This window comes from Sphingomonas sp. J315 (assembly GCF_024666595.1).
Lineage (GTDB): Bacteria > Pseudomonadota > Alphaproteobacteria > Sphingomonadales > Sphingomonadaceae > Sphingomonas.
In genome coordinates this window covers 718,465-740,642 of record NZ_CP088296.1, presented here as the reverse complement: position 1 = coordinate 740,642, position 22,178 = coordinate 718,465, and the positions used below count along the sequence as shown (strand labels likewise).

At 66.7% G+C, this 22,178-nt stretch carries 21 protein-coding genes and 1 pseudogene; 11 read left to right on the top strand and 11 right to left on the bottom strand.

Annotated elements, in window-relative coordinates; genetic code table 11:
* The first annotated feature begins 85 nt into the window (after positions 1 to 85).
* The 4 genes from LRS08_RS03995 (at position 86) to LRS08_RS03980 (ending at position 4,546) form a co-directional block, all read left to right on the top strand.
* On the top strand, positions 86 to 1,429 hold the full coding sequence (locus LRS08_RS03995; RefSeq protein ID WP_260481644.1) for a methyl-accepting chemotaxis protein: 1,344 nt from the start codon (positions 86 to 88) through the stop codon (positions 1,427 to 1,429).
* Between the two features lie 12 nt (positions 1,430 to 1,441).
* Positions 1,442 to 2,806 carry a methyl-accepting chemotaxis protein gene (locus LRS08_RS03990; protein WP_257844804.1) on the top strand — a complete coding sequence of 455 codons (1,365 nt, stop codon included), beginning with the start codon at positions 1,442 to 1,444 and terminating at the stop codon, positions 2,804 to 2,806.
* 64 nt (positions 2,807 to 2,870) lie between these two features.
* Positions 2,871 to 3,572: an SDR family NAD(P)-dependent oxidoreductase gene (locus LRS08_RS03985; protein ID WP_257844805.1), complete on the top strand. Its 702-nt coding sequence runs from the start codon at positions 2,871 to 2,873 to the stop codon at positions 3,570 to 3,572.
* On the top strand, positions 3,569 to 4,546 hold the full coding sequence (locus LRS08_RS03980; protein WP_257844806.1) for a 50S ribosomal protein L11 methyltransferase: 978 nt from the start codon (positions 3,569 to 3,571) through the stop codon (positions 4,544 to 4,546). Before LRS08_RS03985 ends, LRS08_RS03980 begins: the two co-directional genes overlap by 4 nt.
* Positions 4,547 to 4,684: 138 nt before the next feature.
* On the opposite strand, the gene phhA is transcribed toward LRS08_RS03980, so the two are convergent.
* Positions 4,685 to 5,557: a phenylalanine 4-monooxygenase gene (gene phhA, locus LRS08_RS03975; RefSeq protein ID WP_257844807.1), complete on the bottom strand. Its 873-nt coding sequence runs from the start codon at positions 5,555 to 5,557 to the stop codon at positions 4,685 to 4,687.
* A gap of 77 nt (positions 5,558 to 5,634) precedes the next feature.
* On the opposite strand from phhA, the gene LRS08_RS03970 reads away from it, so the two are divergent.
* Positions 5,635 to 6,360, top strand: coding sequence for an alpha/beta hydrolase (locus LRS08_RS03970; RefSeq protein WP_257844808.1), 726 nt, complete (start codon positions 5,635 to 5,637; stop codon positions 6,358 to 6,360).
* Between the two features lie 100 nt (positions 6,361 to 6,460).
* On the opposite strand, the gene LRS08_RS03965 is transcribed toward LRS08_RS03970, so the two are convergent.
* A complete protein-coding gene (locus LRS08_RS03965) occupies positions 6,461 to 6,712 on the bottom strand; it encodes a hypothetical protein (RefSeq protein ID WP_257844809.1) in 252 nt (83 codons plus the stop codon).
* 11 nt (positions 6,713 to 6,723) lie between these two features.
* Positions 6,724 to 7,753 (bottom strand): annotated as a pseudogene (locus LRS08_RS03960) (glycerophosphodiester phosphodiesterase).
* 98 nt (positions 7,754 to 7,851) lie between these two features.
* On the opposite strand from LRS08_RS03960, the gene LRS08_RS03955 reads away from it, so the two are divergent.
* From LRS08_RS03955 to LRS08_RS03945, 3 genes are read left to right on the top strand one after another with little or no spacing between them, the layout of a single operon-like run.
* Positions 7,852 to 8,769 carry an XdhC family protein gene (locus tag LRS08_RS03955; protein ID WP_257844810.1) on the top strand — a complete coding sequence of 306 codons (918 nt, stop codon included), beginning with the start codon at positions 7,852 to 7,854 and terminating at the stop codon, positions 8,767 to 8,769.
* Positions 8,756 to 9,397 carry a nucleotidyltransferase family protein gene (locus tag LRS08_RS03950; protein ID WP_260481367.1) on the top strand — a complete coding sequence of 214 codons (642 nt, stop codon included), beginning with the start codon at positions 8,756 to 8,758 and terminating at the stop codon, positions 9,395 to 9,397. The genes LRS08_RS03955 and LRS08_RS03950 overlap by 14 nt, the downstream gene beginning before the upstream one ends.
* Positions 9,322 to 10,179: a DMT family transporter gene (locus tag LRS08_RS03945; RefSeq protein WP_260481366.1), complete on the top strand. Its 858-nt coding sequence runs from the start codon at positions 9,322 to 9,324 to the stop codon at positions 10,177 to 10,179. Before LRS08_RS03950 ends, LRS08_RS03945 begins: the two co-directional genes overlap by 76 nt.
* Positions 10,180 to 10,182: 3 nt before the next feature.
* Here LRS08_RS03945 and LRS08_RS03940 read toward each other — a convergent pair whose 3' ends face one another.
* From LRS08_RS03940 to LRS08_RS03915, 6 genes are all read right to left on the bottom strand, one after another.
* Positions 10,183 to 11,391: an ABC transporter permease gene (locus tag LRS08_RS03940; protein WP_257844813.1), complete on the bottom strand. Its 1,209-nt coding sequence runs from the start codon at positions 11,389 to 11,391 to the stop codon at positions 10,183 to 10,185.
* On the bottom strand, positions 11,391 to 12,101 hold the full coding sequence (locus LRS08_RS03935; protein ID WP_257844814.1) for an ABC transporter ATP-binding protein: 711 nt from the start codon (positions 12,099 to 12,101) through the stop codon (positions 11,391 to 11,393). The genes LRS08_RS03940 and LRS08_RS03935 overlap by 1 nt, the downstream gene beginning before the upstream one ends.
* Positions 12,094 to 13,494: an efflux RND transporter periplasmic adaptor subunit gene (locus tag LRS08_RS03930; RefSeq protein ID WP_257844815.1), complete on the bottom strand. Its 1,401-nt coding sequence runs from the start codon at positions 13,492 to 13,494 to the stop codon at positions 12,094 to 12,096. Before LRS08_RS03930 ends, LRS08_RS03935 begins: the two co-directional genes overlap by 8 nt.
* A complete protein-coding gene (locus LRS08_RS03925; RefSeq protein WP_260481643.1) occupies positions 13,494 to 14,984 on the bottom strand; it encodes an efflux transporter outer membrane subunit in 1,491 nt (496 codons plus the stop codon). Before LRS08_RS03925 ends, LRS08_RS03930 begins: the two co-directional genes overlap by 1 nt.
* Positions 14,985 to 15,098: 114 nt before the next feature.
* Positions 15,099 to 15,794, bottom strand: coding sequence for an NnrU family protein (locus LRS08_RS03920; protein ID WP_257844816.1), 696 nt, complete (start codon positions 15,792 to 15,794; stop codon positions 15,099 to 15,101).
* Positions 15,795 to 15,818: 24 nt separating this feature from the next.
* Positions 15,819 to 17,600, bottom strand: a complete 1,782-nt coding sequence (locus LRS08_RS03915) for a peptide MFS transporter (RefSeq protein WP_260481642.1) — start codon at positions 17,598 to 17,600, stop codon at positions 15,819 to 15,821.
* A gap of 181 nt (positions 17,601 to 17,781) precedes the next feature.
* Here LRS08_RS03915 and LRS08_RS03910 point away from each other — a divergent pair, with 181 nt between their 5' ends.
* On the top strand, positions 17,782 to 18,363 hold the full coding sequence (locus tag LRS08_RS03910; RefSeq protein ID WP_257844818.1) for a nitroreductase: 582 nt from the start codon (positions 17,782 to 17,784) through the stop codon (positions 18,361 to 18,363).
* 70 nt (positions 18,364 to 18,433) lie between these two features.
* Entirely contained in the window at positions 18,434 to 18,790 is a 357-nt protein-coding gene (locus LRS08_RS03905) for a GntR family transcriptional regulator (RefSeq protein WP_257844819.1), read from the top strand.
* A gap of 88 nt (positions 18,791 to 18,878) precedes the next feature.
* Here the strand turns inward: LRS08_RS03905 and LRS08_RS03900 are convergent, their stop codons facing one another.
* Positions 18,879 to 20,570: an acyl-CoA dehydrogenase gene (locus LRS08_RS03900; RefSeq protein WP_257844820.1), complete on the bottom strand. Its 1,692-nt coding sequence runs from the start codon at positions 20,568 to 20,570 to the stop codon at positions 18,879 to 18,881.
* A gap of 48 nt (positions 20,571 to 20,618) precedes the next feature.
* Here LRS08_RS03900 and LRS08_RS03895 point away from each other — a divergent pair, with 48 nt between their 5' ends.
* Positions 20,619 to 21,557, top strand: a complete 939-nt coding sequence (locus LRS08_RS03895; protein WP_257844821.1) for an L-threonylcarbamoyladenylate synthase — start codon at positions 20,619 to 20,621, stop codon at positions 21,555 to 21,557.
* Positions 21,558 to 21,586: 29 nt separating this feature from the next.
* Here LRS08_RS03895 and msrA read toward each other — a convergent pair whose 3' ends face one another.
* Positions 21,587 to 22,132 (bottom strand): peptide-methionine (S)-S-oxide reductase MsrA, encoded by a 546-nt coding sequence (msrA, locus tag LRS08_RS03890; protein WP_257844822.1) that lies wholly within the window; start codon positions 22,130 to 22,132, stop codon positions 21,587 to 21,589.
* Between the last annotated feature and the right edge of the window lie 46 nt (positions 22,133 to 22,178).

The following is a 22,178-nucleotide window of genomic DNA, read 5'->3' as shown; positions in this document are numbered from 1 at the left end:
AGCGTTGTGAGTAAGGCCCGGCGTGAGGTGCGTCCGGGACAATGGGGGGACCGATTCCGTGACTCGAGCGCGAGCGAACAAGGACATGCCGGCAACCGGCGCGATGAGCGCGCGGATCGACATTGCCGCGCGGCTGCGGATCTTCGACTTTGACGGGTCGCTGGATCGCCTGAGCCGCGACGTCTGGGACCTGCTCGAACCCGAAATTCGCGCGGTTTCGGAGGCATATTGGCAGCAATGGCTGCGTTGTTTCGCCGACGAGCGCGACTGGGCGCCCGACGATACGAAAAAGATGATCGATGTCGGCGTCGTGTTCCTGCGCAACCGCTTCCTCGACACGCGCGGGCGCGCCTGGGTCGAATCGATCGAGCGTTCGGTCGCCGCCGCCTATGGTGCCGATGTCGAGCCGATGGCTCTGCTGTCGATGATCAACGCCAGCGACCGCGCCGCGCTCGAAGTCCTGGTCCGCCGGGTCGAGCCGGGCGATGCGCGGCTGCCGACGCTCATCGACACGCTGATGCGATTGTCGGCGCTGGAAAGCGACATCACCGTCGAAATCTACAACCTCTATCGCGAACACAGCGCTACCGTGGCGCGCGACCGGCTGGCGGGGCAGTTCCGCGATTCGATCGGCAACACGGTCGAGCGCGCGTCGAGCGAGGGCGGATCGCTCCGCGCCCAGGCCAGCCATACCTCGGCGGCGGCGCGTGGCATGCTGGGCAAGGCGAGCGAGGTCGCCGCAGCGGCCGAGCAGTCCGCGCTGGCGATGCGCGAGGCAGCGCATACCGCTGCAGGACTGATTCGCGCGATCGAGGATGCGCGAACCGAGGTCGAGGTTGCGGCCGATATCGCCACCCGCGCGTCGGCACAGGCGGGCGAGGCCGTGGCGATGAGCGAAATGCTGTCGGATCACGCCAAGTCGATCGGATCGATTCTGGGTCTGATCCGCGACATTGCCGGGCAGACCAACCTTCTCGCGCTCAACGCGACGATCGAGGCTGCCCGTGCCGGGGACGCAGGCCGCGGCTTCGCAGTGGTGGCGCAGGAAGCGAAGAGCCTCGCCAACCAGACGGCGCGCGCGACCGACGATATCGCGGGCAAGATCGCTGCAATCCAGTCGGCAACGCGCAGCACGGTCGAGACCAACGCCTCGATCCGCAACACCGTCCAGGAAGTTCAGGCCAGCGCCGACCGCATTCGCGGCGCGATGGAGGTCCAGGCGCAGACCGTGACCGCGATCACGGCAGCGGTCGACGAGACCGCGCTCGCGGCGGATTCGATGTCCGCTACGATCGGCGCGATCCGTGAAGATACCGAAAGCGTCGCGAGCGATATCGAGCGCGTCGGCCAGGGCTTTGCCGTGCTCGACGGTGAACTCGGCACACTCAAGAACAGCGCGGGCGAATTCATCGCAAAAGTCGCTGCATGATGGAGGGGATCAATGGCCGGAGCCAAGGAGCTCGGGCAGTGGAGCGGCGATGACCGCCCCATTGCCGAGCGAATCCGCGACTATGACTGGGACGGCGCGATCAGCGAGGGCTGCGCCCAGATCGCCGAACTGATCGCCGACGATTTCGAGACGATCGCACGGGCATTCTGGGATCATTATCTGACCCTGCCCGGCACCGAGCATGTCCGCAGCCTGTTCGTGGGCAACCGGCTGGAGGAGCAGATCGTCCTCAGCACGCGCTACACCCGCGTCAAATATTCGCGCCCGTTCGACAGCGAATGGGTCGAGATGGCGGCGAAACATGCCGACGACACGCATCGCGCGCGGATTCCGCTGCGCGCGCTGCTATCCGGCTTTGCCTTTGCCCATGCCCGTACCTTTGAGGTGCTCGGTGACCGGCTGCCCGACGATATCGCGACCTTCCGCAAGCTGAGCGATGTTGCGACACGCATGTCGATGCTGGAGGCGGATTTCATGGCCTCGCAGCTTGGCGTGCGCGATGCGGAACTCGCCCGGCGCGAGCGCAAGGGCCAGTCCGACCGCTTCCGCGCCGACATCGCCGGCACGATCGATGTCGCGAGCTCTCTGGGTGCGCGGGTGCGCGATCAGGCGCGCGGCGCGGCCAATGCGGCGCGGGGCATGCAGGGCAAGACCAACGAGGTCGCCGCCGCCGCCGAGCAATCCGCGTTGGCGATGCGGGAGGCGGCGACCACCGCCGCCGGCCTTATTCGTGCGATCGAGGATGCCCGCGCCGAGGTCGAGGTTGCGGGCGATGTCGCGCAGCGCGCCAGTGTCCATGCGAGCGAGGCGGTGCTGATGAGTGCGACGCTGGCCGGCCATGCCCAGTCGATCGAATCAATCCTGGGCCTGATTCGCGACATTGCCGGGCAGACCAATTTGCTTGCGCTCAACGCCACGATCGAGGCGGCGCGCGCAGGTGATGCCGGGCGCGGCTTTGCCGTGGTCGCGCAGGAGGTGAAGAGCCTCGCCAATCAGACCGCGCGCGCGACCGACGATATCGCCGCCAAGATCGCCGCGATCCAGGCGGCGACCGATCAGACCGTGGCCACCAGCACCACGATCCGCGCCACGGTGAGCGAGGTTCAGTCGAGCGCCGAGCGCATCCGCGAGGCGATGGCGATGCAGGCGCAGACCGTCACCGCGATTACTGCGGCAGTCGACGAGACTGCGCTCGCCGCCGATTCGATGTCCGACACGATAGGCGCGATCCGTGAGGACAGCCATGCCGTGGCGGGCGAGATCGACTCGCTCGAACACGCATTCGGCGAGATCGACGCGCGGCTCGGCCAGCTCAGCGACGCGGCGACGGATTTTTCGGCAAGCGTGGCGGCGTAAGCTCCCCTCCCGCAAGCGGGAGGGGAGATTTGACATGCGGGATGTTCCGACTAACCCGTCCGCCATGACGACCCATATCCTCGTGACCGGCGCCAGCCGCGGCATAGGCGCCGCGATCCTTTCCAGCTTCGACGGTCGCGACGTCCGCGCGGTGGGGCAGGGAACCGCGAGCGGCATTCCCGCCGACTTCACCGATTCGGACGCGCCCGCTGCGCTGTGGCGGACGGCGCTCGACCAGCTCGACGGGCGGATCGACGTGCTGATCAACAATGCCGGGATCTTCGAGGCGGCACCGATCGACCTCGACGACGATGCATGGCTCGCCGCGTGGGAGCGGACGATGCAGGTCAACCTGACCGCGTCGGCGCAGCTCAGCCGCTTTGCGGTGAAGCATTGGCAGCAGCGGGGCGAGGGCGGCCGTCTGGTCAACATCGCGAGCCGCGCCGCCTATCGCGGCGATAGCCCGGCACACTGGCATTATGCCGCGTCCAAGGCGGGGATGGTCGGCATGACCAAGAGCATCGCGCGCGGCTATGCGCGCGAGAATATTCTCGCCTTCGCGATCTGCCCCGGCTTCACCATGACCGGCATGGCCGACGACTATCTGGCCAGCCGCGGCGGCGACAAATTGCTCGCCGACATCCCCTTGGGCCGCGTCGCGATGCCCGATGAGGTTGCGACGATGGCGCGCTTCTGCGCGCTGGAGGCCCCCGCGTCGATGACCGGCGCGGTGCTCGACGTGAACGGGGCGAGCTACGTTCGATGAGTTCGTGGAAACTGACCCTGCCCTGTACCCGCGACGAAGCCGAAGCGATCGACTTCGAGGGCGCTGAACTGACCGGCATCGACCCCGCACCGGTGCTGCTGACCAGCGAGACGATCCCCGACGACCCGTTCGCCTGGCAGCTCGAAGCCTATTTCGAGGCCAGGCCGGGCAAGTCGGAGATCGCCGCCGTCCGCACGCTCGTCCCCAGCGCGAAGAAGGCGAAGGAGGTCGTCGAGCAAATTCCCGATGAGGATTGGGTGACGCTCAGCCAGCAGGGGATCGCGCCGGTTCATGCCGGGCGCTTCTATGTCCATACCTCTACAAATCGCGGGACGGTGCCGGTCGACGCAAAGACCTTCCAGATCGAGGCGAGCCGCGCCTTCGGCACCGGCACGCACGAAACCACCGCCGGATGCCTGCGCACGCTCGATGCGATGCGCGCGCGGGGGGAGCGGGTCCACAACCTCGTCGATATCGGCACCGGCACCGGCCTGCTCGCCTTTGCCGCGATGCATTTGTGGCCGCGCGCTTATGCGACGGCATCGGACATCGATCCCGTGGCGGTCGATGTGACGGCGGAGAATGCCGCGATCAACGGCGTGCGGCTTGGCGTGATGCAGGGGCAACTCGCGCTCGCCGCCGCGGCGGGGCTGGAACATCCGCTGCTGATCGGCCGCGCGCCCTATGACCTCGTCATCGCCAATGTCCTCGCCGGCCCGCTGATCGAACTCGCGCCGAGCATCAGCGCGGTGCTGGCCGAGGGCGGGACGCTGATCCTCGCCGGATTGCTGGAGACGCAGGCCGAGCGGGTCGCGAACGCCTATCGCCGCCACGGTCTGCGCCTTGCCGGCAAGACCCCGATGGGCGACTGGCCGACGCTGCGCCTGCGCAAGCGGACGCGCTATGGCTGGGAACGCACCACGCGGCCCGGCCCGGACGGGCAGGGGCTGGCTCCGGGGTTCGGGAGCTGGTGAGGGAATCCGCCAGTTACCGTCATCCCCGCGAAAGCGGGGACCCATCTCCTATGCTTTCCACTTACTAACCGGTTCGGCGCGCGGCACGTCCGGGAGATGGGTCCCCGCTTTCGCGGGGATGACGTCGGAGGTGGCAGATCAGGCCGCGTCCCGACTCCGCGCATAGTCCTGCGTCCCCAGCGTGATCACCCGGTCGCCCGGCTCGATCGCCGCAATCGCGATGTCCGGCTGAGCCAGAATCTCGTCGTAAAGCGGCGCGAAATCGGTTTCGATCGTGACGCGCAGCAGCTCGTCGAAGCTGGGGATGACGAAGTAGTTCTGCTGGAAATCGTCGATGCGGTACTCGGTCCGCATCACCCGCTTGAGGTCGAAGCCGATCCGGTTCGGGCTGTCGCTGTCGAGCGCGAAGCGGCTTTCGCCATAGCTCGAGACGATCCCCGCGCCATAGATGCGCAGATCGTCATCCTCCTGAATCAGCCCGAACTCGACCGTGTACCAATAGAGCCGCGATAGCTGCTTGAGCGCGCCATGCTGCAACGCGCGCTGCCCGCCGCGGCCATAGGCTTCCATGTAATCGGCGAACACCGGGTCGGCGAGCAGCGGGACATGGCCGAACACGTCGTGGAAGACGTCGGGTTCCTGCAGATAGTCGAGCTGATCGGCGCGGCGGATGAAATTGCCCGCGACAAAGCGGCGGTTGGCCATATGGTCGAAGAACACGTCGTCGGGGACGAGGCCGGGGACAGCCACCACCTGCCACCCCGTCGCCTTCATCAGCCGTTCGGACAGCTCCTCGAAATTCGGAATGCCGCTCTCGGACAGCTTGAGCAGGTCGAGCCCGCGGAGATACGCCTTTGACGCACGACCGGGCAGCAGCTTGATCTGGCGTTCGTACAGCGTGTCCCACACCGCGTGTTCTTCGCGGGTGAATGCCTCCCAATTCTGGGGGATGGTCCAGTCGGTACCGGCGCCTTCGGGGGGACGCTCCAAAACATGGGTTTCACTGATCATGCCGACAGCATAGCATGAGTGCGCGCGGCGCGGAACCGAGGGGTTTGCCGGAGATTGTGTCCGCGAGGAGTGATGCGATGCCCGTGAACGTCGAAGCCAAGGCCCCGCCCGCATCCGCGCTGCTCGCCGAATGGCCGCGCGCGGCGCTGTCGCTGGGGTCGCTGCCCTTCGCGTGGAAGGAGTTGCTGGCCGAGCCGCGCGGCGACGGGCGTCCGGTGCTGACATTGCCTGGCCTGGTCAACAGCGACATGAGCAACATCGTGATGCGCCGCTATCTCGATGCGCTCGGCTATCGCGCTTACCCTTGGGCGCTGGGCCGCAATTTCGGCGCGCGCGCGATCGGGGCAGAGGGCGAGCGGCTGATCGAGCGGATCGCGCAGGTTCGCGACGAGACCGGGGAAAAGGTGACGTTGGTCGGCGTCTCGCTCGGCGGGATCATGGCGCGGATCGCGGCGCATCGCAGCCCGGAGCTGGTGCGGGAGGTGATCACCGTCAGCTCGCCCTTTGCCGGACTACCCACCGCGACCAATGTGTGGCGGGTGTTCGAGCTGGTCAGCGGCCAGCGCGCCGACGATCCGGCGGTGCGCGCGATGCTTGAGGAGGCGTCGTCGCCGCTGCCGGTTCCGGCGACCGCGATCTGGAGCGCGAGCGACGGGCTGGTCAACGGCGCGGTCTGTCACGAGCCCGACTGCGAAACGGCCCGCTCGATCGAGGTCGATTCGAGCCATCTCTGGGTTCAGATGAAGCCGCAGGTGCTTCGCGCGATCGCGCAGACTTTGGGACGTGGATCGCCACAGAGCTAAGCGCCTCTGTGCTCCTGCGAAGGCAGGAGCCCAGAGCAACGCGCGATTAGCCTCGCCACTCTGGGCTTCTGTCTTTGCAGGAGCACCGAGGGGACTCAAATCAATCGCAGTCGTCGGGGTCCTTGCGGCACTTTTCGTCCTGCTTCTTGCGCTCGCGACCTTCCTTGGCCTCTTTCTCGCGCATCTTGCGGCCGTAATTGCGGTCGGCCTCGTCCTGGCTTGTAGTCGCCCAGTCGGCGGCCTGGCCGACCGCCTTGACCGGCATGGTGACAATGTCGAACGCGGTCTTGGCGACGCAGCCGCCCGACAGCAGCGGCAGAACCGCAACAGCAACAATCAAGCTCTTGCGCATCGCGCGGTCCCTCAGTCGGCCGAGCGGCGGGAGTGCCGGTCGCGTGCCTCAACCGCGAGATAAGGGTAATCGGTGAATAAACCATCCACGCCGGCATCGAGAAATCGCGTAATTTCTTCGGCCAGTCGCCCATGTCCCGCCGGGTTGATCCCTTTCCGCAGTCCGGAGGGGGAGAAAGAAATTCTCCGCGCGGAAGGTCCAGGGATGGACCTTGAGCCCTGCGGCATGGGCATCCGCGACCAGGGGGGAGACCGTGCCGTCGCCCGCCAACACCATGTCCTTTTGCGGGCCGATGCCGGCGGCATAGGCGGCGATGGCCTTCAGCCCCTCCGGCGTCGCCATCGCCTTGTAGCTTGGCTGCGCCTTGTCCGCCGGGCCGCCGTCCGCCGCCATCAGCTGGATCAGCGGCACCTTGGTCAGCTGCCTCAGCGCCTTCAGATTATTGACCTCGAACGACTGGATGAACACCGGCGCATCGGCGCGGTCCCAGCCCGCCGCCTTGAGTTCGGCGACCAGCAGCGCCTCCATGGCCAGGCCGATGCTGGCGAAATAGCTGGGATGCTTGGTTTCGGGGTAGATGCCGATCATGCGGCCCGTCTTCGCGGTCGCCGCCTTCGCCAGCGCGATGATCTCGCGCAATGTCGGCACCTCATACTGCCCGTCGAACTTCGTATTGCCCCGGCGCAGCAGAGGCAGTCGCTCCTTGGCGCGTAGCGTCTTCAATTCGGCGAGGGTGAAATCCTCAGTGAACCAGCCGGTATGGCTGACGCCGTCGATGACCTTGGTCGCCTTACGGTCGGCGAACTCCTTGCGGCTCGACACATCGGTGGTGCCGCTGATGTCATTCTCGTGCCGCGCGACGAGCTGGCCGTCCTTGGTCACTACCAGATCGGGCTCGATAAAGTCCGCGCCCTGTTCGATCGCGAGTTGATAGGCCGCGAGCGTATGTTCGGGCCGCTCCCCGCTAGCGCCGCGATGCGCGATGATGATGGGATTGGACGAGATGACGGGTTCCTTCGCGGCGGCGGGCGTCGCGATCATGGCCAGCGCCAGCGCCGCTCGCAACATCTTCGACATGGCCCTATCTCCTCCAAGCATCTCAACCGGCTAGGTGATTCGGATGACAGTAGCGAGGCACCATGGCCGATAACGACAGCGTGATCGCCGCAGCGCGCGGATGGGCCGGGGCGCGGATGGCGCTGGCGACGGTGGTGTCGACCTGGGGCTCCGCGCCGCGCCCGCGCGGGAGCCACCTACTGGTCCATGAAGATGGCCGCTTCGAAGGGTCGGTGTCGGGCGGGTGCGTCGAGGCGGACATCATGGCGCTGGCGGCGGAGGTGATCGCGGGCGCGCCGTTCGCGCTGCGCCGTTATGGCGTCGCCGATGCCGCGGCATGGGAGGTCGGCCTGCCGTGCGGCGGCGAGATCGAGGTGATGGTGCAGCCGGTGACGGCAGACGGCTTCGACCCGACGTTGTTCGATGCGATTGCCGATGCGCGGGCGGAGGGGCGGGGGCTGGAGGTTTTCACCGATCTGGCGACCGGGCGCAGCAGCATCGACCCGCAGCCCAACGCCTTCATCAACCGCTACGAACCGCCGCGCCGCTTGCTGATCGTGGGTGCGGTGCAGATCGCGCAGGTGCTCGCGGGGCTCGCTCGCGAACTCGGCATTTCGACCGTCGTGATCGACCCGCGCGGGCGGTTCCTGACGCCGGAGCGCTTTCCCGACGTGACGCTCGACGATCGCTGGCCCGACGAAGCGGTGGAGGCGCTGTGCCCCGATGGCGCGACGGCGGTGGTGACGCTGAGCCATGATCCCAAGATCGACGACCCCGCGCTGATCGCCGCGCTCAAGGACGGCGCGGGTTATGTCGCGGCACTGGGATCGCGACTGAGCCATGCGGCGCGGCGTGAGCGGCTGGCGGCTGCCGGCCTGACGCCCGAGCAGATCGACCGGGTCGAGGGGCCGGCGGGCATCGATATCGGCGCGATCGGCCCGGCGGAGATCGCGCTGTCGATCGCGGCGGGCATGGTGAGGGCGCTGCATGATCCGCGCTGAGCGCACCGCTCTGGTCCTGCTCGCTGCCGGGCGCTCGCGCAGGTTCGGCGACGCGGACAAGCTGACCATTCCCTATCTCGGACGACCGCTGGGGCTGCATGTCGTGGTCGCGCTGGAGGCCGTGCCGTTCTGCTCCCGGATCGGAGTGGTCGCGGACACCGCGCTCGATCTGGCCAACTGCGGCTATACCATCGTCACCAATGACGACCCCGCCGCCGGGCTGGGCCGCTCGCTGCGGCTGGGTGTCGAGGCGGCAGCGCAATTCGACCCCGATGCGATCCTGATCGCGCTCGCCGATATGCCGCGTGTCACCGCGACGCAGATCTATCGCCTGCTCGACGATGCCGATGGCGATGCGGCGATCGTCGCATCGAGTGACGGCGTGGTCCCGCGCCCGCCGGTGCTGTTCGGGCGAGCGCATTTCGCCACGTTGCTGGCGGCACAGGGGGGACATGGGCGCGCGCGATCTGGTGCGGCGCGGGCGTCATATCGTGGTCCCGCCCGCCGAATTGATCGACATCGACACGCCGGAGGATCTGGCAAAGCTGGCGCATGGCTGACCAGTCGCTGGCCATTGCGCTCGGGCTGCTCTCGGCCTTCACCCTTGCGCTTGCCAATATGGCGGTGAAGCGCGGGGAGGACATCCTGGTCGGCCGCGCGGTACTGTCGTCGAGCGCGGCGATTGTGATCGCGCCGTTCGCGCTGATCGTGCCGTTGCCCGATGCCGCGACCTGGACCGCGCTCGCCTGGGCGGTGCCGGCGCATTTTGCCTATCAGTTGTGCCTGGTGCGCGCGATGGAGCGCGGTGATCTCAGCCTCGTCTTTCCGATCATGCGGGGGGCAGCGCCGCTGCTGACTGCGGGATTTGCGATGCTGGTGCTGCGCGAACATCTGCCGCTGATCGGCTGGGTCGGGCTGGTGCTGGCGACGGGGGCGGTGATCGCCTTCGCGCTGCCCGCGCGCGGAATTTCGCTCGCCGCGCATCCGGACAAGGTCGCGCTGGGCTGGGCCTTTGCCACCGCAATCGGCGTCGCGCTTTACAATATGGCGGACGCGCGCGGGGTGCGCGTCGCGCCCAGCCCGTTCACCTATATCGTCTGGCTGTTCATGCTCGACTGCGTGTGCATCACCACCACCGCATTGCTGCTGCGCCGCCGCGAGCTGGGGCAGGCGGTAAAGGCGACCTGGAAACACGGCGTGGCGGCGGGGGCGCTGTCGAGCATCTCGTTCGGCTCGGCGCTCTACGCCTTCTCGCTGATGGAGGTGGCGAAAGTGTCGGCGCTGCGCGAGACTGCGGTGGTTTGGGCGGCGCTGATGGGCGCGTGGATGCTCGGCGAAGGATTTGGCGCGCGCCGCATCGTTGCGGCCCTTGTGTTGGCCTTCGGTCTGATCCTGCTACAGTTCAGCTGAGTTTTACTCGTGCCGCAGCGCGTCGATCGGGTTCAGGCTCGCCGCGCGGCGAGCCGGGAAATAGCCGAAGACCACCCCGATCCCCGCCGCGATGGCAAAGGCGATGATGTTGATCTGCAGGTCGAATGTCCACGGCACCTGCATCACCGGGGTGAGGATCGCGACCGCCACCTGCGCCACCAGCAAGCCGATCACCCCGCCCAGCATCGACAGCACGATCGCCTCGACCAGGAACTGCATCAGCACCTCCCGCGCCACCGCGCCGATCGCCAGCCGGATGCCGATTTCGCGCGTCCGTTCGGTCACGCTGACCAGCATGATGTTCATGATGCCGATGCCCCCGACGATCAGGCTGATCGCGGCCACCGTCGCGACGATGCTGGTCAGCAGCTGGGTGGTGCCCGTCAACGTCGCGCTGATCTGGGCGGTGTCGAAGATGTTGAAATTGTCCTGCTCGCCAGCCTCGATCCCGCGCCGCTCGCGCAGCAGGTCGCTCAGCGAAGCCTGTACCGCAGCAGTGTCATAGGCGCTGTCCACGCCGACCAGCATCAGGCGGATGTCGCGATTGCCCGAAAAGCGGCGCTGCACCGTCTTGATCGGCATGATGACGATGTCGTCCTGATCGCCGCCGAACCCGGCCTGGCCGCGCGTCGACAGCGTGCCGATCACGTCGCAGGAGACATCGTTGATCCGTAGCCGTTGACCCACCGCATTGCCGCCGCGGAACAGGTTCTGGCGGACGGTGTTGCCGATGATGCACACTGCCTTGCCCGCCGCTTCTTCGGCTGGGGAGAAGGTCCGCCCCCCGGTCAGCGGCCAGGGCTGGACGCGGAAATAGTCGTTGGTCGTGCCGTTGATCGTGGTGGACCAGTTGGCACCGTTATAGATCGCCGTGCCGCTTGCCTGCGCTTGCGGAGCCACCGCAGTGACGCCGGCAATCTGTTCGCCGATCGCCTCGACATCCTGCTGTTCGAAATCGGGCGGACGCGGCCCGCCGCCGCCACGACCAAAGCCCTGGCCGGGGCGGACCTGGAGGATGTTGGTGCCGAGGCTGGCGATCTGTTGCTGCACGGCCGCCGTGGTGGCGTTGCCGAGCGTGACCATTGCCACAACGGCAGCAACACCGATGATGATGCCGAGCGTGGTCAAAAACGAGCGCAGCTTGTGGCGCAGGATCGAGCGGATCGCGAGGGTGAAGATGGTGCCGAGCATCAGGCGCTGACCCCCGCCCGGGCGCCGGTATCGATCCGCTCGACCAGCCCGTCCTTGAAATGCACGATGGTGCGGGCGAACGCCGCCATGTCGGGCTCGTGGGTGACCATCAGCACCGTGATCCCGCTGTCCTTGTTGAGGCTGGTCAGCAGCTGCATGATTTCCACCGAGCGTTCGGAATCGAGATTGCCGGTCGGTTCATCGGCGAGCAGCACGTCGGGGCTGGTCACGATCGCGCGGGCTATCGCCACGCGCTGTTGCTGGCCGCCCGACAGTTCAGCGGGTGTATGGTCCCACCACGGGTCCAGCCCCACCTTCTCCAGCGCGGCCATGCCCAGCATGTGCCGCGTCTTCTTGTCCTCGCCGCGATAGAGCAGGGGCAGTTCGACGTTTTCGAGCGCGCTGGTGCGGCTGAGCAGGTTGAACCCCTGGAACACGAAGCCGAGATAGCGGCGGCGCAGTAGGGCGCGCTGGTCGCGGTCGAGCGTTTCGACATGGACATTCTTGAACAGAAACTCGCCGCGCGTCGGCACGTCGAGGCAGCCAAGGATATTCATCGTCGTCGACTTGCCCGATCCGGACGGCCCCATCACCGCGACGAAGTCGCCCTGTTCGATGTCGAGGTCGACGCCTTTCAGCGCCTGGAATGCGGTCGGCCCCTCGCCATAGGTCTTGGTGACGCCGCGCAGGCGGATGATCGGGTCAGCCACCCGTGCCGCCTCCCGCGCCGCCGCCGCCGGAGCGGCGCTGACCTCCGCCGCGCTTCGACTGGCCGCCCTTGGACTGGTCGCCGGCAAATTGGCCGGTGATGACCTCCATGCCCGGCTTCAGGTCGCCCGATAGGATTTCGGTCACCTGACCGTTGGTGTCGCCCGTGGTCACCTCGATCGCGCGCGGTTGACCATCTTCGCCCTTCACATAGACAGTCTGCTTGGCACCGCGCGTGATCGTCGCGCTCTTTTCATTGTCCTGCTGACCGCGACGACCGCGGCGCGGAACCAGTGCACCGGCCATCCCACCGCCACTCGACGCCTGCTCTCCCCCGGTGCTGGGGGTAAAGCGCAGCGCTGCGTTCGGGACCAGCAACAGATTGTCCTTCTGCAGCGTCACAATCTCTGCCGTCGCGGTCATGCCGGGGCGCAACTTTTGCTCCGGATTGGCGACCGACAGGATCGCGGCATAGGACACGACCTGTGCGGTCGTACTGGTGGTGCTGGTGGTGGTCTGTGCCGACAGGTTCGATCCGACATCGACGCGCTGGATCACCGCGGGGAATGTCTCGCCGGGGAAGGCATCGACCGTGAAGCTTGCCTTTTGCCCCTGTTTGACCTGGCCGACATCGGCCTCGTCAATCGCGACCTCCAGCTCCATTGCGCTAAGGTCTTCGGCGATGACGAACAGGGTCGGCGTGTTGAACGACGCTGCGACCGTCTGGCCCGGCTCGACCTGACGCGCCAGCACCACGCCGTTGACGGGGGAGCGGATGATCGCCTTGTTCCGCTGGGTCACCGCCGATCGCAGCGCCGCCTGTTGCGAGGTGACCTGCGCCTGGCTGGCGCGCACCGTCGCGACCGCGCGGGCAAGTGCGGCGCGGGCATTGTCGAGCTCGGTCTTGGCCGGGACGCGCCCGCCCGACAGGCGGCTCACTTCCTCGAACCGGGCAAGCTGGCTCCGTGCCTCCGTCAGCGTCGCCTGATTCTGTGCGACCGTCGCCTGGGCGGCGGCGACCGATGCGCGTGCCTGGGTGATCGAGTCGTCGAGCCGCTCGGGGTCGATCAGCGCCAGTGGCTGGCCGGCCGTCACCCGGTCGTTGACGTCCACCAGCACGCGGTTGACCAGACCTGACAGCTCGGAACCGACCTGAACCTGATTGGTCGGCGCGAGCTTGCCCGTCGCGGAGACGGTGACGGTCAGCGACCCCTTCTCGACCGCGCGCGTGGCATAGCCCGCTTCCTCGGTCCCGCCGAACATCTTCCACGCGCCGAACAGCACCGCGACGACGACCAGCGCCAGCGTGATCCATTTGGCATGGCGCTGCCACGCCGGGGTCGTCTTCCCGCCGAGAAACTCGTCGATCTTGGGGTTCGCAGTTGCGTCGGCCATCAATTGCTTCCGGTGATGATTGCGGGGGGCGGGGCGGGGACGGTGTCCGGGGTCGGCGCGACCGAGGCGTCCCAGCCGCCGCCCAGCGCGAGATAGAGCTGGATCAGCGCATTCGCCTTGTCCGAGCGGGCCTGATTGAGGCCATTGCGCGCGGAGATCAGCGACGCCTCGGCCTGGCTGAGCGTCAGGAAATCGGCAAGGCCCGCACGGTACGAGCTGCGCGACAGGATCGCGCTGTTGGTGGCGGCGTCGAGCGCGATGGTGAACTCGCGCTCGCGTGCCTGCGCGGTCTGCAGCGCGACGGCGGCGTTCTCGACCTCTTCGATGCCGACCAGCACGGTCTGTTTATAGGCGTAGAAGGCACCATCCGCCGCCGCCTGCGCCGAGCGCACCTGCGCGCGGTTGCGCCCGGCGTCGAAGATGGTCTGGGCGATATTGGCGAAGACCCGCCCGGTGATGACGTCGAACAGGCTGCCGATGCTGCCCGCGCCCGCATCGATGCTGCCGCCAAGCGACAACTGGGGGAAGAGTTGCGCCTCCGTCACGCCGATCTGCGCGACGGCGGCGGCAAGGTTGCGTTCGGCCAGCCGCACATCGGGCCGCTGGCGCAGCGTGTCCGCGGGAATGCCCACCGCGATCCGTTCGGGTCCCTGGGGGATCGGGCGCACCGCCTCCATCTGCGCCTTGAGCGCCCCTGGAGCCTGACCGGTCAGCACGCCGAGGCGGGAGACGGCGCTGTTGTAGCTTGCTTCGATTGACGGCACGGACGCGGCGGTCTGCGCCCGGCTGGCGCGCGCCTGTTCCTGATCGAGCGAGGAGACGAGACCCGCCTGCACGCGAAAGCCCGCAATCTCCAGATTGTCGTCCTGAATGGACAGGCTCTCGCGCGCATTGGCGAGTTGCGCCTGCGCGGCGCGGGCAAGAATGTAGTTGCGCGCGATCTCGCCCTGAATCGACACGAGCGTGGCGGCGTAGCTGTAGCCGGATGCCTCCAATTGCGCGCGGCTTGCCTCGACCCCGCGCCGCACGCCGCCGAACAGATCGACCTGATAATTCACGTCCGCGCCGAGCGAGAAGCTGGTGCTGCCGCCCTGCGACACGGTGGTGACGGTGCCGTCGGGCAGGGTCACCTGGGTGCTGGTGCCGCGAATCGGCTCGCTGCGCGACGCGCCGCCGCCGGCGCTGACCGACGGGAGAAGCGTCGCGCGCGACTGGACCAGCGCCTCGCGCGCCTGACGGAGGCGAGTGACGGACTGCGCCACGTCAAGATTCTGCGTTGCCGCCTGTTCGACCAGTCCGGTCAGCATCGGATCTTTGAACGCGGTCCACCAGCGTTGCAGATCGGCCTGCGCCTGCTGGTCCGCCGCGACCGAGAAGGTGGGCGGAACCCCGAGTTGCGCGGCGCTGCTCGGACGGTAATCGGGTCCGGCGGCACACCCCGCCAAGGGAAGCGCGGCGATGCCGAGGATCAGAAACGGGCGAACCATCATCTCGCGAAAATGGCTGTCACCTGCGGGAACGTCCACCAAAAGAGTGTCGCAAATTGTAAGCATCCGCGTTGGAACACGCGCGAAACGAATTAGTTGCGCGGGGGATTTACCGCGTCAGCCATTGATCCAGCGCCAGATGCCGGCGGGCATTTGCGCCAGCGGAAGGTGCGCCCAACTCGCCGCGAGCCACAGGATCGTTCCGCCGACGACCGCAATCCTCCCTGGCCACGCAGCGGCACCCTGTGCGCGACCCTGCGCGATGGCGACGAACGGCCAATAGCTGGTCACGCCCTGCCAGCGCGGCCAGAAATCGGGCTGGAGTTTGCGCTTCTTGTCGTCCTGAAACTTTGCGCCGACCAGGGCAAGCAGGCCGATGCTCGTTGCCAGCACAATCTGCGCCGGCTGCGGAAAGACCAGGATATGCACCAGCGCCCACAGGGCGAAGCTCCACATCATCGGGTGACGGGTGATCGCGAACACCCCGCGCGGGCGCGGCACGGCCTTGGGCCTTCCGGTCGGGTCGGGCAGCGCCGGGTTGCCGATCAGCGACCCGACCAACAGCACCGATGCGAGCAGCATGATCGCGCTGGCGGCAGCCCACAGTGCATCGCCGACCGCCCAGAGCGGCGCTTCGTCTGGAATGCGGCCATAGGCGTGGACCATCCAGCCCAACGTGGCGAATGCGACGAGGGAATAGAGCCCAAGAAAAATCCGCTCGCCGACAGCGTCGACCAGCGGCTTTCGCAAGGGATGGGAGAGGAGAAAATGGGTTCCCAGAAACGCCGCACATGCCGCGATCAAAGTTTCCATTTTCCCTCTCCCGGTGTCAGTCGATCAGCGCTTCTCGTCTTCGAGATGCACGCCCGGTGCTTGCGGCTCGGCCAGCTGGGCAGTCCCGGCGAGCTCGCCGTCGTCGCGCAGCGTGTCGAGGTGCATCAGCTTCTTGATCAGTGGCGATACGACCAAGATCGCTACGCCGACGCCGATCGCGACCCAGCCGATCGTGCTGTACACATCCAGCACCGTCTGAACATTTGCCGCCTCACCGCTTGCACTTTCCGAACCCGTCGCTGCGGCGATCAGTCCGGCGACGAAATTCCCGGTGGCTGACGCGAAGAACCAGGTGCCCATGATGAGCGATGCCATATGGGCCGGTGCCAGTCGGTTCATGGCGCTCAGGCCCACCGGTGACAGACAAAGCTCGCCAGTGGTGTGGAGCAGGTAGATCAGGAAGATGAACACGAGCGGGATCATCACGCCATCGCCCGCTCCCGCGCCGCCCGCGACCAACACGAGAAAGCCGATACCAAGTTGTACGACTGCCAGACCGAATTTGGCCGGGGTGGACGGCTCGATGCCCTTGCGACCCAGCGTGGTCCAAAGCCAGGCAAACAGCGGTGCCAGCAGCACGATGTAGATCGCGTTGAGCGACTGGAACATCGACGCCTTGGCTTCCCACCCAAAGATCGTGCGATCGACATGCCGATCGGTGAGCAAGTTGAGGGACGAACCCGCCTGTTCGAACAACGCCCAGAACAGGATCGATCCGACGATCAGGAACATCGCCGCGAAAATGCGGTCGCGATCGTGATTGGAGCGCCCAATGGATTGCCAGATGACGACGAGCAGGGACAATCCGAAGCCGCCGAGCGCCAGATTTTGCGCGGCGCTGTCCGTCATTGCTCCGATGAACATGGCGAGGAATGCAGCGATCGCGAGCGCGCCGCCGAGTGCGAACAGTCCGAGGGGCAGCTTGGGAGCTGCGGCATAGGAGCCGTGGACGAAGACGAAGGTCGCGACGCCCAGGACATAAAGAATCAGGATTGTGCCGCCGATGCCCAGCAGGGTGCCCACGACCGCCTGATTCTGCACCAGCCACCAGCACACCACCACGGCGACTAGACCGACCACATACAGCAGCCATTCGAGCTTGATGCCAAGGACCGGCTTGGCAAGTTTTGCGGCGTCGGGGGCTTCGCCCTTGCCCATGAGCAACGGCTTGCCGAGCACGAAGACGATCAGACCCAGCAGCATGCCGACACCGGCCGCGCCGAAGCCGTAGCTCCAGCCATAGGTTTCGCCGAGATAGCCGCAGAGCAGCGAACCAAGCGCCGCGCCGAGGTTAATCCCCATATAGAAGATCGTGTACGCGCCATCACGCCGCACGTCCGTTCGCGGATAGAGTTGGCCGACGATCACCGAGATATTGGCCTTCAGGAAGCCCGAGCCGACAATGATGAAGGCGAGCGCGAGCCAGAAGACGTTGAGGGCGCTGGGATCCTGACCGCCAGTACCCTCGAACCCCATCAGGAAGTGGCCAAAGGTCAGCAGCACTGCACCGTACAGTACCGCCTTGCGCTGCCCCAGATATTTGTCGGCCAGATAGCCGCCCAGCACCGGGGTGATGTACACCAGCGCGGTGTAGGCGCCGTAGATAACGCTCGAAGACTGGTCGGAAAAGAGCCAGTGCTTGGTCAGGTAGAACATCAACAGCGCGCGCATGCCGTAGTAGGAGAATCGCTCCCACATTTCGGCGAAGAAGAGGATGAAGAGGCCGAGCGGGTGGCCCAAAAAGGTTCGCTCGCCGCCCGGTGCGGCTGCTGGTGTGTGCGCCATCGGCACGAAACTCCCTGACATTTCTTGGCCCCTGGGGCCGGATGGCGGGGAGACTAGCGGCGAAAACCCGCATGTGAAGCATGATTGTTACAGTGGAAACCGTGACCGGTTCGGCTTGGCCCATTGCGACTCGTTCGCAATGGCCCTTTGCGGCGGCGGATCGGCGCGCTAACGGGCGCGGATGACTTTCAACGACACCACCACCCCGCTTTCGCTGCTGCGCACCCGCCGCTCGGGCAAGGCGCGCGACCTGATCGCTCCCGGCCCCGACGCGGCACAGCTGCGCGACATCATCGAGATCGCCGTGCGGACGCCCGATCACGGCAAGCTCGCCCCGTGGCGCTTCGTGGTGGTGCCGGGTGAGGCGCGCGATGCCTTCGCGACGGCTTTGGTCGATGCCTATCGCGCCGAGCGACCCACCGCCGCACGGCTGGAGATCGAAGCGATGGAGCAGTTCGCGCGCCAGGCGCCGACGCTGGTGGTGGTGCTGCACGCGCCGAAGGTCGGCAGCCACATTCCGCTGTGGGAACAGGAGCTCTCCGCAGGCGCGGCAACGATGAACCTGTTGCACGCCGCGCATGCGATGGGATTCGCGGCAAGCTGGTTGACCGGATGGGCGGCGTTCAGTGACACGGTGCGCGACCTGTTCGGCACCACGCCGGAGCGGATTGCGGGCTTTGTCTTCATCGGGACCCCCGCCAAGCCATTGGAAGAACGTCCGCGCCCAGATCTGGATGCGATCGTGTCGGACTGGGTAGCTTGAGCGTCAGACGGTTTCAGTAGAAACCGCATTGGGGGTGGAACTTTAATCCCCCGTGCTGTATTAAGGCAGCATGACAGCACTCGAGCATGAAGACAGCCCGGTTTATCTGAAGCTGCGCGCCAGCATCGCGACCGCGATCCTGCGTGGCGAATACCGGGCGGGGGACCAGTTGCCATCGGTGCGCGCGCTCGCCGCCGAACATGGCGCCAACCCGCTGACGGTGGCCAAGGCCTATCAGAGCTTCCAGGACGACGGCTATGTCGAGGTTCGTCGCGGCGTCGGCATGTTCGTGCTGGCCGGAGCGGTCGAACGGCTGAAGCTGGCGGAGCGCGAGCGCTTCCTGACCGGATACTGGCCCAAGGTGCGCGAGCATATCGCGCTGCTGGGGCTCAGCGCGCACGAATTGCTGGATCGTGAGATCGCCTGAACCAGCCGTCACCCCAGCGAAAGCTGGGGTCTCGTGCCTTTAGAGCTAGGCGCGTTGCAGTAGACCCCAGCTTTCGCTGGGGTGACGATCAGGCCGCGAACGTTTCCGCATCCACGGCGTACAACGCCTCCGCGCTCGCCGTTGCCGCCGCCTTGAGCCCCATCGCCTCTGGCACCACCTGCGCGACATAGAAGCGCGCCGCTGCGCCCTTCATCGCCAGGAACGCCGGGTCGCCCTGCGCCTCCGCCGCGATCCGGCCCTGTGCCTCCATCAGCCAGCCACATACCGCGACCGACAGCATCGTGAGGAACGGCGCGGAGCCCGCCAGCCGGTCGTCCATCTCGCTCGCCAGCATGTGCCGTGCGACCTCTTCGCACGCATCGATCAGCGCGATCAGTCCCGCGTCCTGCGCCTCGCCTTTCATCCGCGCGGTCAGCGCCAGCAACGTCGCACCGCCATCCATGCTCAGCTTGCGCCCGACCAGATCGGCGGCCTGGATGCCGTTAGTGCCTTCATAGATCGGGGTGATCCGCGCATCGCGGAAATGCTGGGCCGCGCCGGTCTCCTCGATATAGCCCATGCCGCCATGAATCTGGACGCCGATGCTGGCGACCTCATTGCCGATATCGGTGCCATGCGCCTTGGCGAGCGGGGTGAGCAGTTCGACCAATGTCTTCGCCTCCGCATCGCCGGCATTGGCACGGTCGAGCTGGCCAAAGGCGAGATAAACCAATGCGCGCGCCGCCATCGTCTGCGCCTTCATCCGCATCAGCATGCGGCGGACGTCGGGGAATTCGACGATCGTCGCGGGCTTGCCGTTGCGACTGCCCTGCACCCGCTCACGCGCATAGGCGACCGCGCGCTGAGTCGCGCGCTCGGCGACCTCGACCCCCTGAAGCCCGACATTGAGCCGGGCATTGTTCATCATCGTGAACATCGCACGCATGCCGCCCATTTCGGGACCGATGAGCTCGCCGATGCAATCGTCATTGTCGCCAAAGCTGAGCACGCAGGTGGGGGAGGCGTGAATGCCGATCTTGTGCTCGATCGACACCACGCGCACGTCATTGGCCGCACCCGGATTGCCATCGGCGTCGAGGCGGAACTTGGGGACGAGGAACAGCGAAATCCCCTTGGTCCCGGCGGGTGCATCGGGGGTGCGGGCGAGGACGAGGTGGATGATATTGTCCGCCATGTCATGGTCGCCAAAGGTGATGAAGATCTTGGTCCCCTTGATCGACCATTTGCCATCGGCGCGCGGTGTCGCGGTGGTGCGGAGCGCGCCGACGTCGCTGCCCGCCTGCGGCTCGGTCAGGTTCATCGTGCCGGTCCATTCGCCGGTCGACAGCTTGGGCAGATACGCCGCCTGCTGCTCCGGCGTGCCGTGGTGGATCAGCGATTCGATCGCCCCGACGGTGAGCATCGGGCAGAGCGTCAGCGCGAAATTGGCGCTGCCGATCGTCTCCATCACAGCGGTCGCGAGCGAGATCGGTAGCCCCTGTCCGCCGAACGCCTCCGGCGTGCCGATCGTCCCCCAGCCACCATCGACATAGGCCTTGTACGCCGCTGCGAACCCGTCGGGCATGCGCACGCCCTCTGGCGTCCATTTCGCGCCGACCGTGTCGCCGGTGCGGTCGAGCGGTGCCCATTCCCCGGCGGCGAGCGCACCGGCCCCTTCCAGCACTGCATCGAGGATATCGGCATCGACGCCGAGTTCGGCGATCTGCGCGACATGCTCCAGCACGAACCGCTGTTCGGCGATGGCGGGGGTGAAGCTCATTTCGTCCTCTCTCTTGCAGCGCTTTTGCCCGCGCTATAGCCACCGGAAATGACCGCGCCAAATATGCAGATTTTACCGTACGGCGAGGCTGCCATCGCGCAGGCCGCTGCCATCATCGCCGCGGGTGGATGCGTCGCGACTCCGACCGAGACGGTGTACGGGCTGGCCGCCGACGCGACCAATGCAGAGGCGGTGGCGGGCATCTATGCGGCCAAGGGGCGTCCCAGCTTCAACCCGCTGATCGTCCATGTCGCCGATCGCCGCGCGGCCGAAGCGATCGCGATGTTCGACCGCGACGCGCGCGCGCTCGCCGATGCCTTTTGGCCCGGTCCGTTGACGCTGGTGCTGCCGCTGCGCCCCGACGCGCCGATCGCCGGGCTGGTCACCGCCGGGCTGTCGACCGTGGCGATCCGCGTGCCGCAGCATCGCGCGATGCAGGCATTGTTGGCGGCTACCGGAAAGCCGCTCGCCGCGCCGTCCGCCAATGCCAGCGGATCGATCAGCCCGACCCGCGCGAGCCACGTAGCCGCGTCGCTGGCGGATCGCATCCCGCTGGTGATCGACGATGGCGCGACCAGCGGCGGGATCGAATCGACCATCGTCGCGCTCGGCGCGCAGCCGCGCCTGTTGCGGCCGGGCCCGATTTCGGCGGCGGATATCGAGCGCGAGATCGGGCGCTGGCTGGGTGTGGCGGGGGACAAGGTCGAGGCGCCCGGCCAGCTCGCCAGCCACTACGCCCCGCGCAAGCCGCTGCGGTTGAACGCGACCGAGGCGCGCGCCGGCGAGTGGTTGATCGGGTTCAGCGACGTGGCTGGAGACGATACGCTGTCGGCCAGTGGCGATGTCGTCGAGGCGGCGGCCCGGCTGTTCGACGCACTGCACCGCGCCGATGCATCGGATCGCGCGGGAATTGCCGTCGCGCCGGTGCCTGACGGCGGGATTGGGCTGGCGATCAACGACCGGCTGCAGCGGGCTGCGGTGCGTTGATTGTCGCGTCACCGGGGTGACGGCAAGCGCTACGCCCCCTCTTTCGCCTTCAACCGCTCGGCAAAGCTCTTGCGCAGCTTGTTGAGCTTGGGCGGGATCACGCCCAGGCAATAGGGGTTCCGCTGGCCTTCGCCTTCCCAGTAATTCTGGTGATAATCCTCGGCCGGCCACCAGGTGTCGGCATGTTCGATCGTCGTGACGATCGGCGCGGGCCATTCGCTGGCATTGCGTTCGATCCCTGCGCGCGCCGCCGCTTCCTGTTCGGGCGACTGGGGGAAGATCGCCGAGCGATATTGCGTGCCGACATCGCCGCCCTGACGGTTGAGCGTCGTCGGATCATGCGTCGCGAAGAAGATGTCGAGCAGATCGTCATAGCGGATCTGTTCGGGATCAAACGTCACCTTCAGCGCCTCGGCATGGCCGGTATCGCCGCCGCACACCGCCTTGTAGGTCGGGTTGTCGACATGGCCACCGATATAGCCGCTTTCGACCGACTCGACGCCGATCAGGTCCTTGAACACGGCCTCCACGCACCAGAAGCAGCCACCCGCGAGGATTGCGGTTTCGGTAGTCATTCGCTTCAACTCCTTGCTACGAGGCCCAAGATAGGATTGAGCGCAA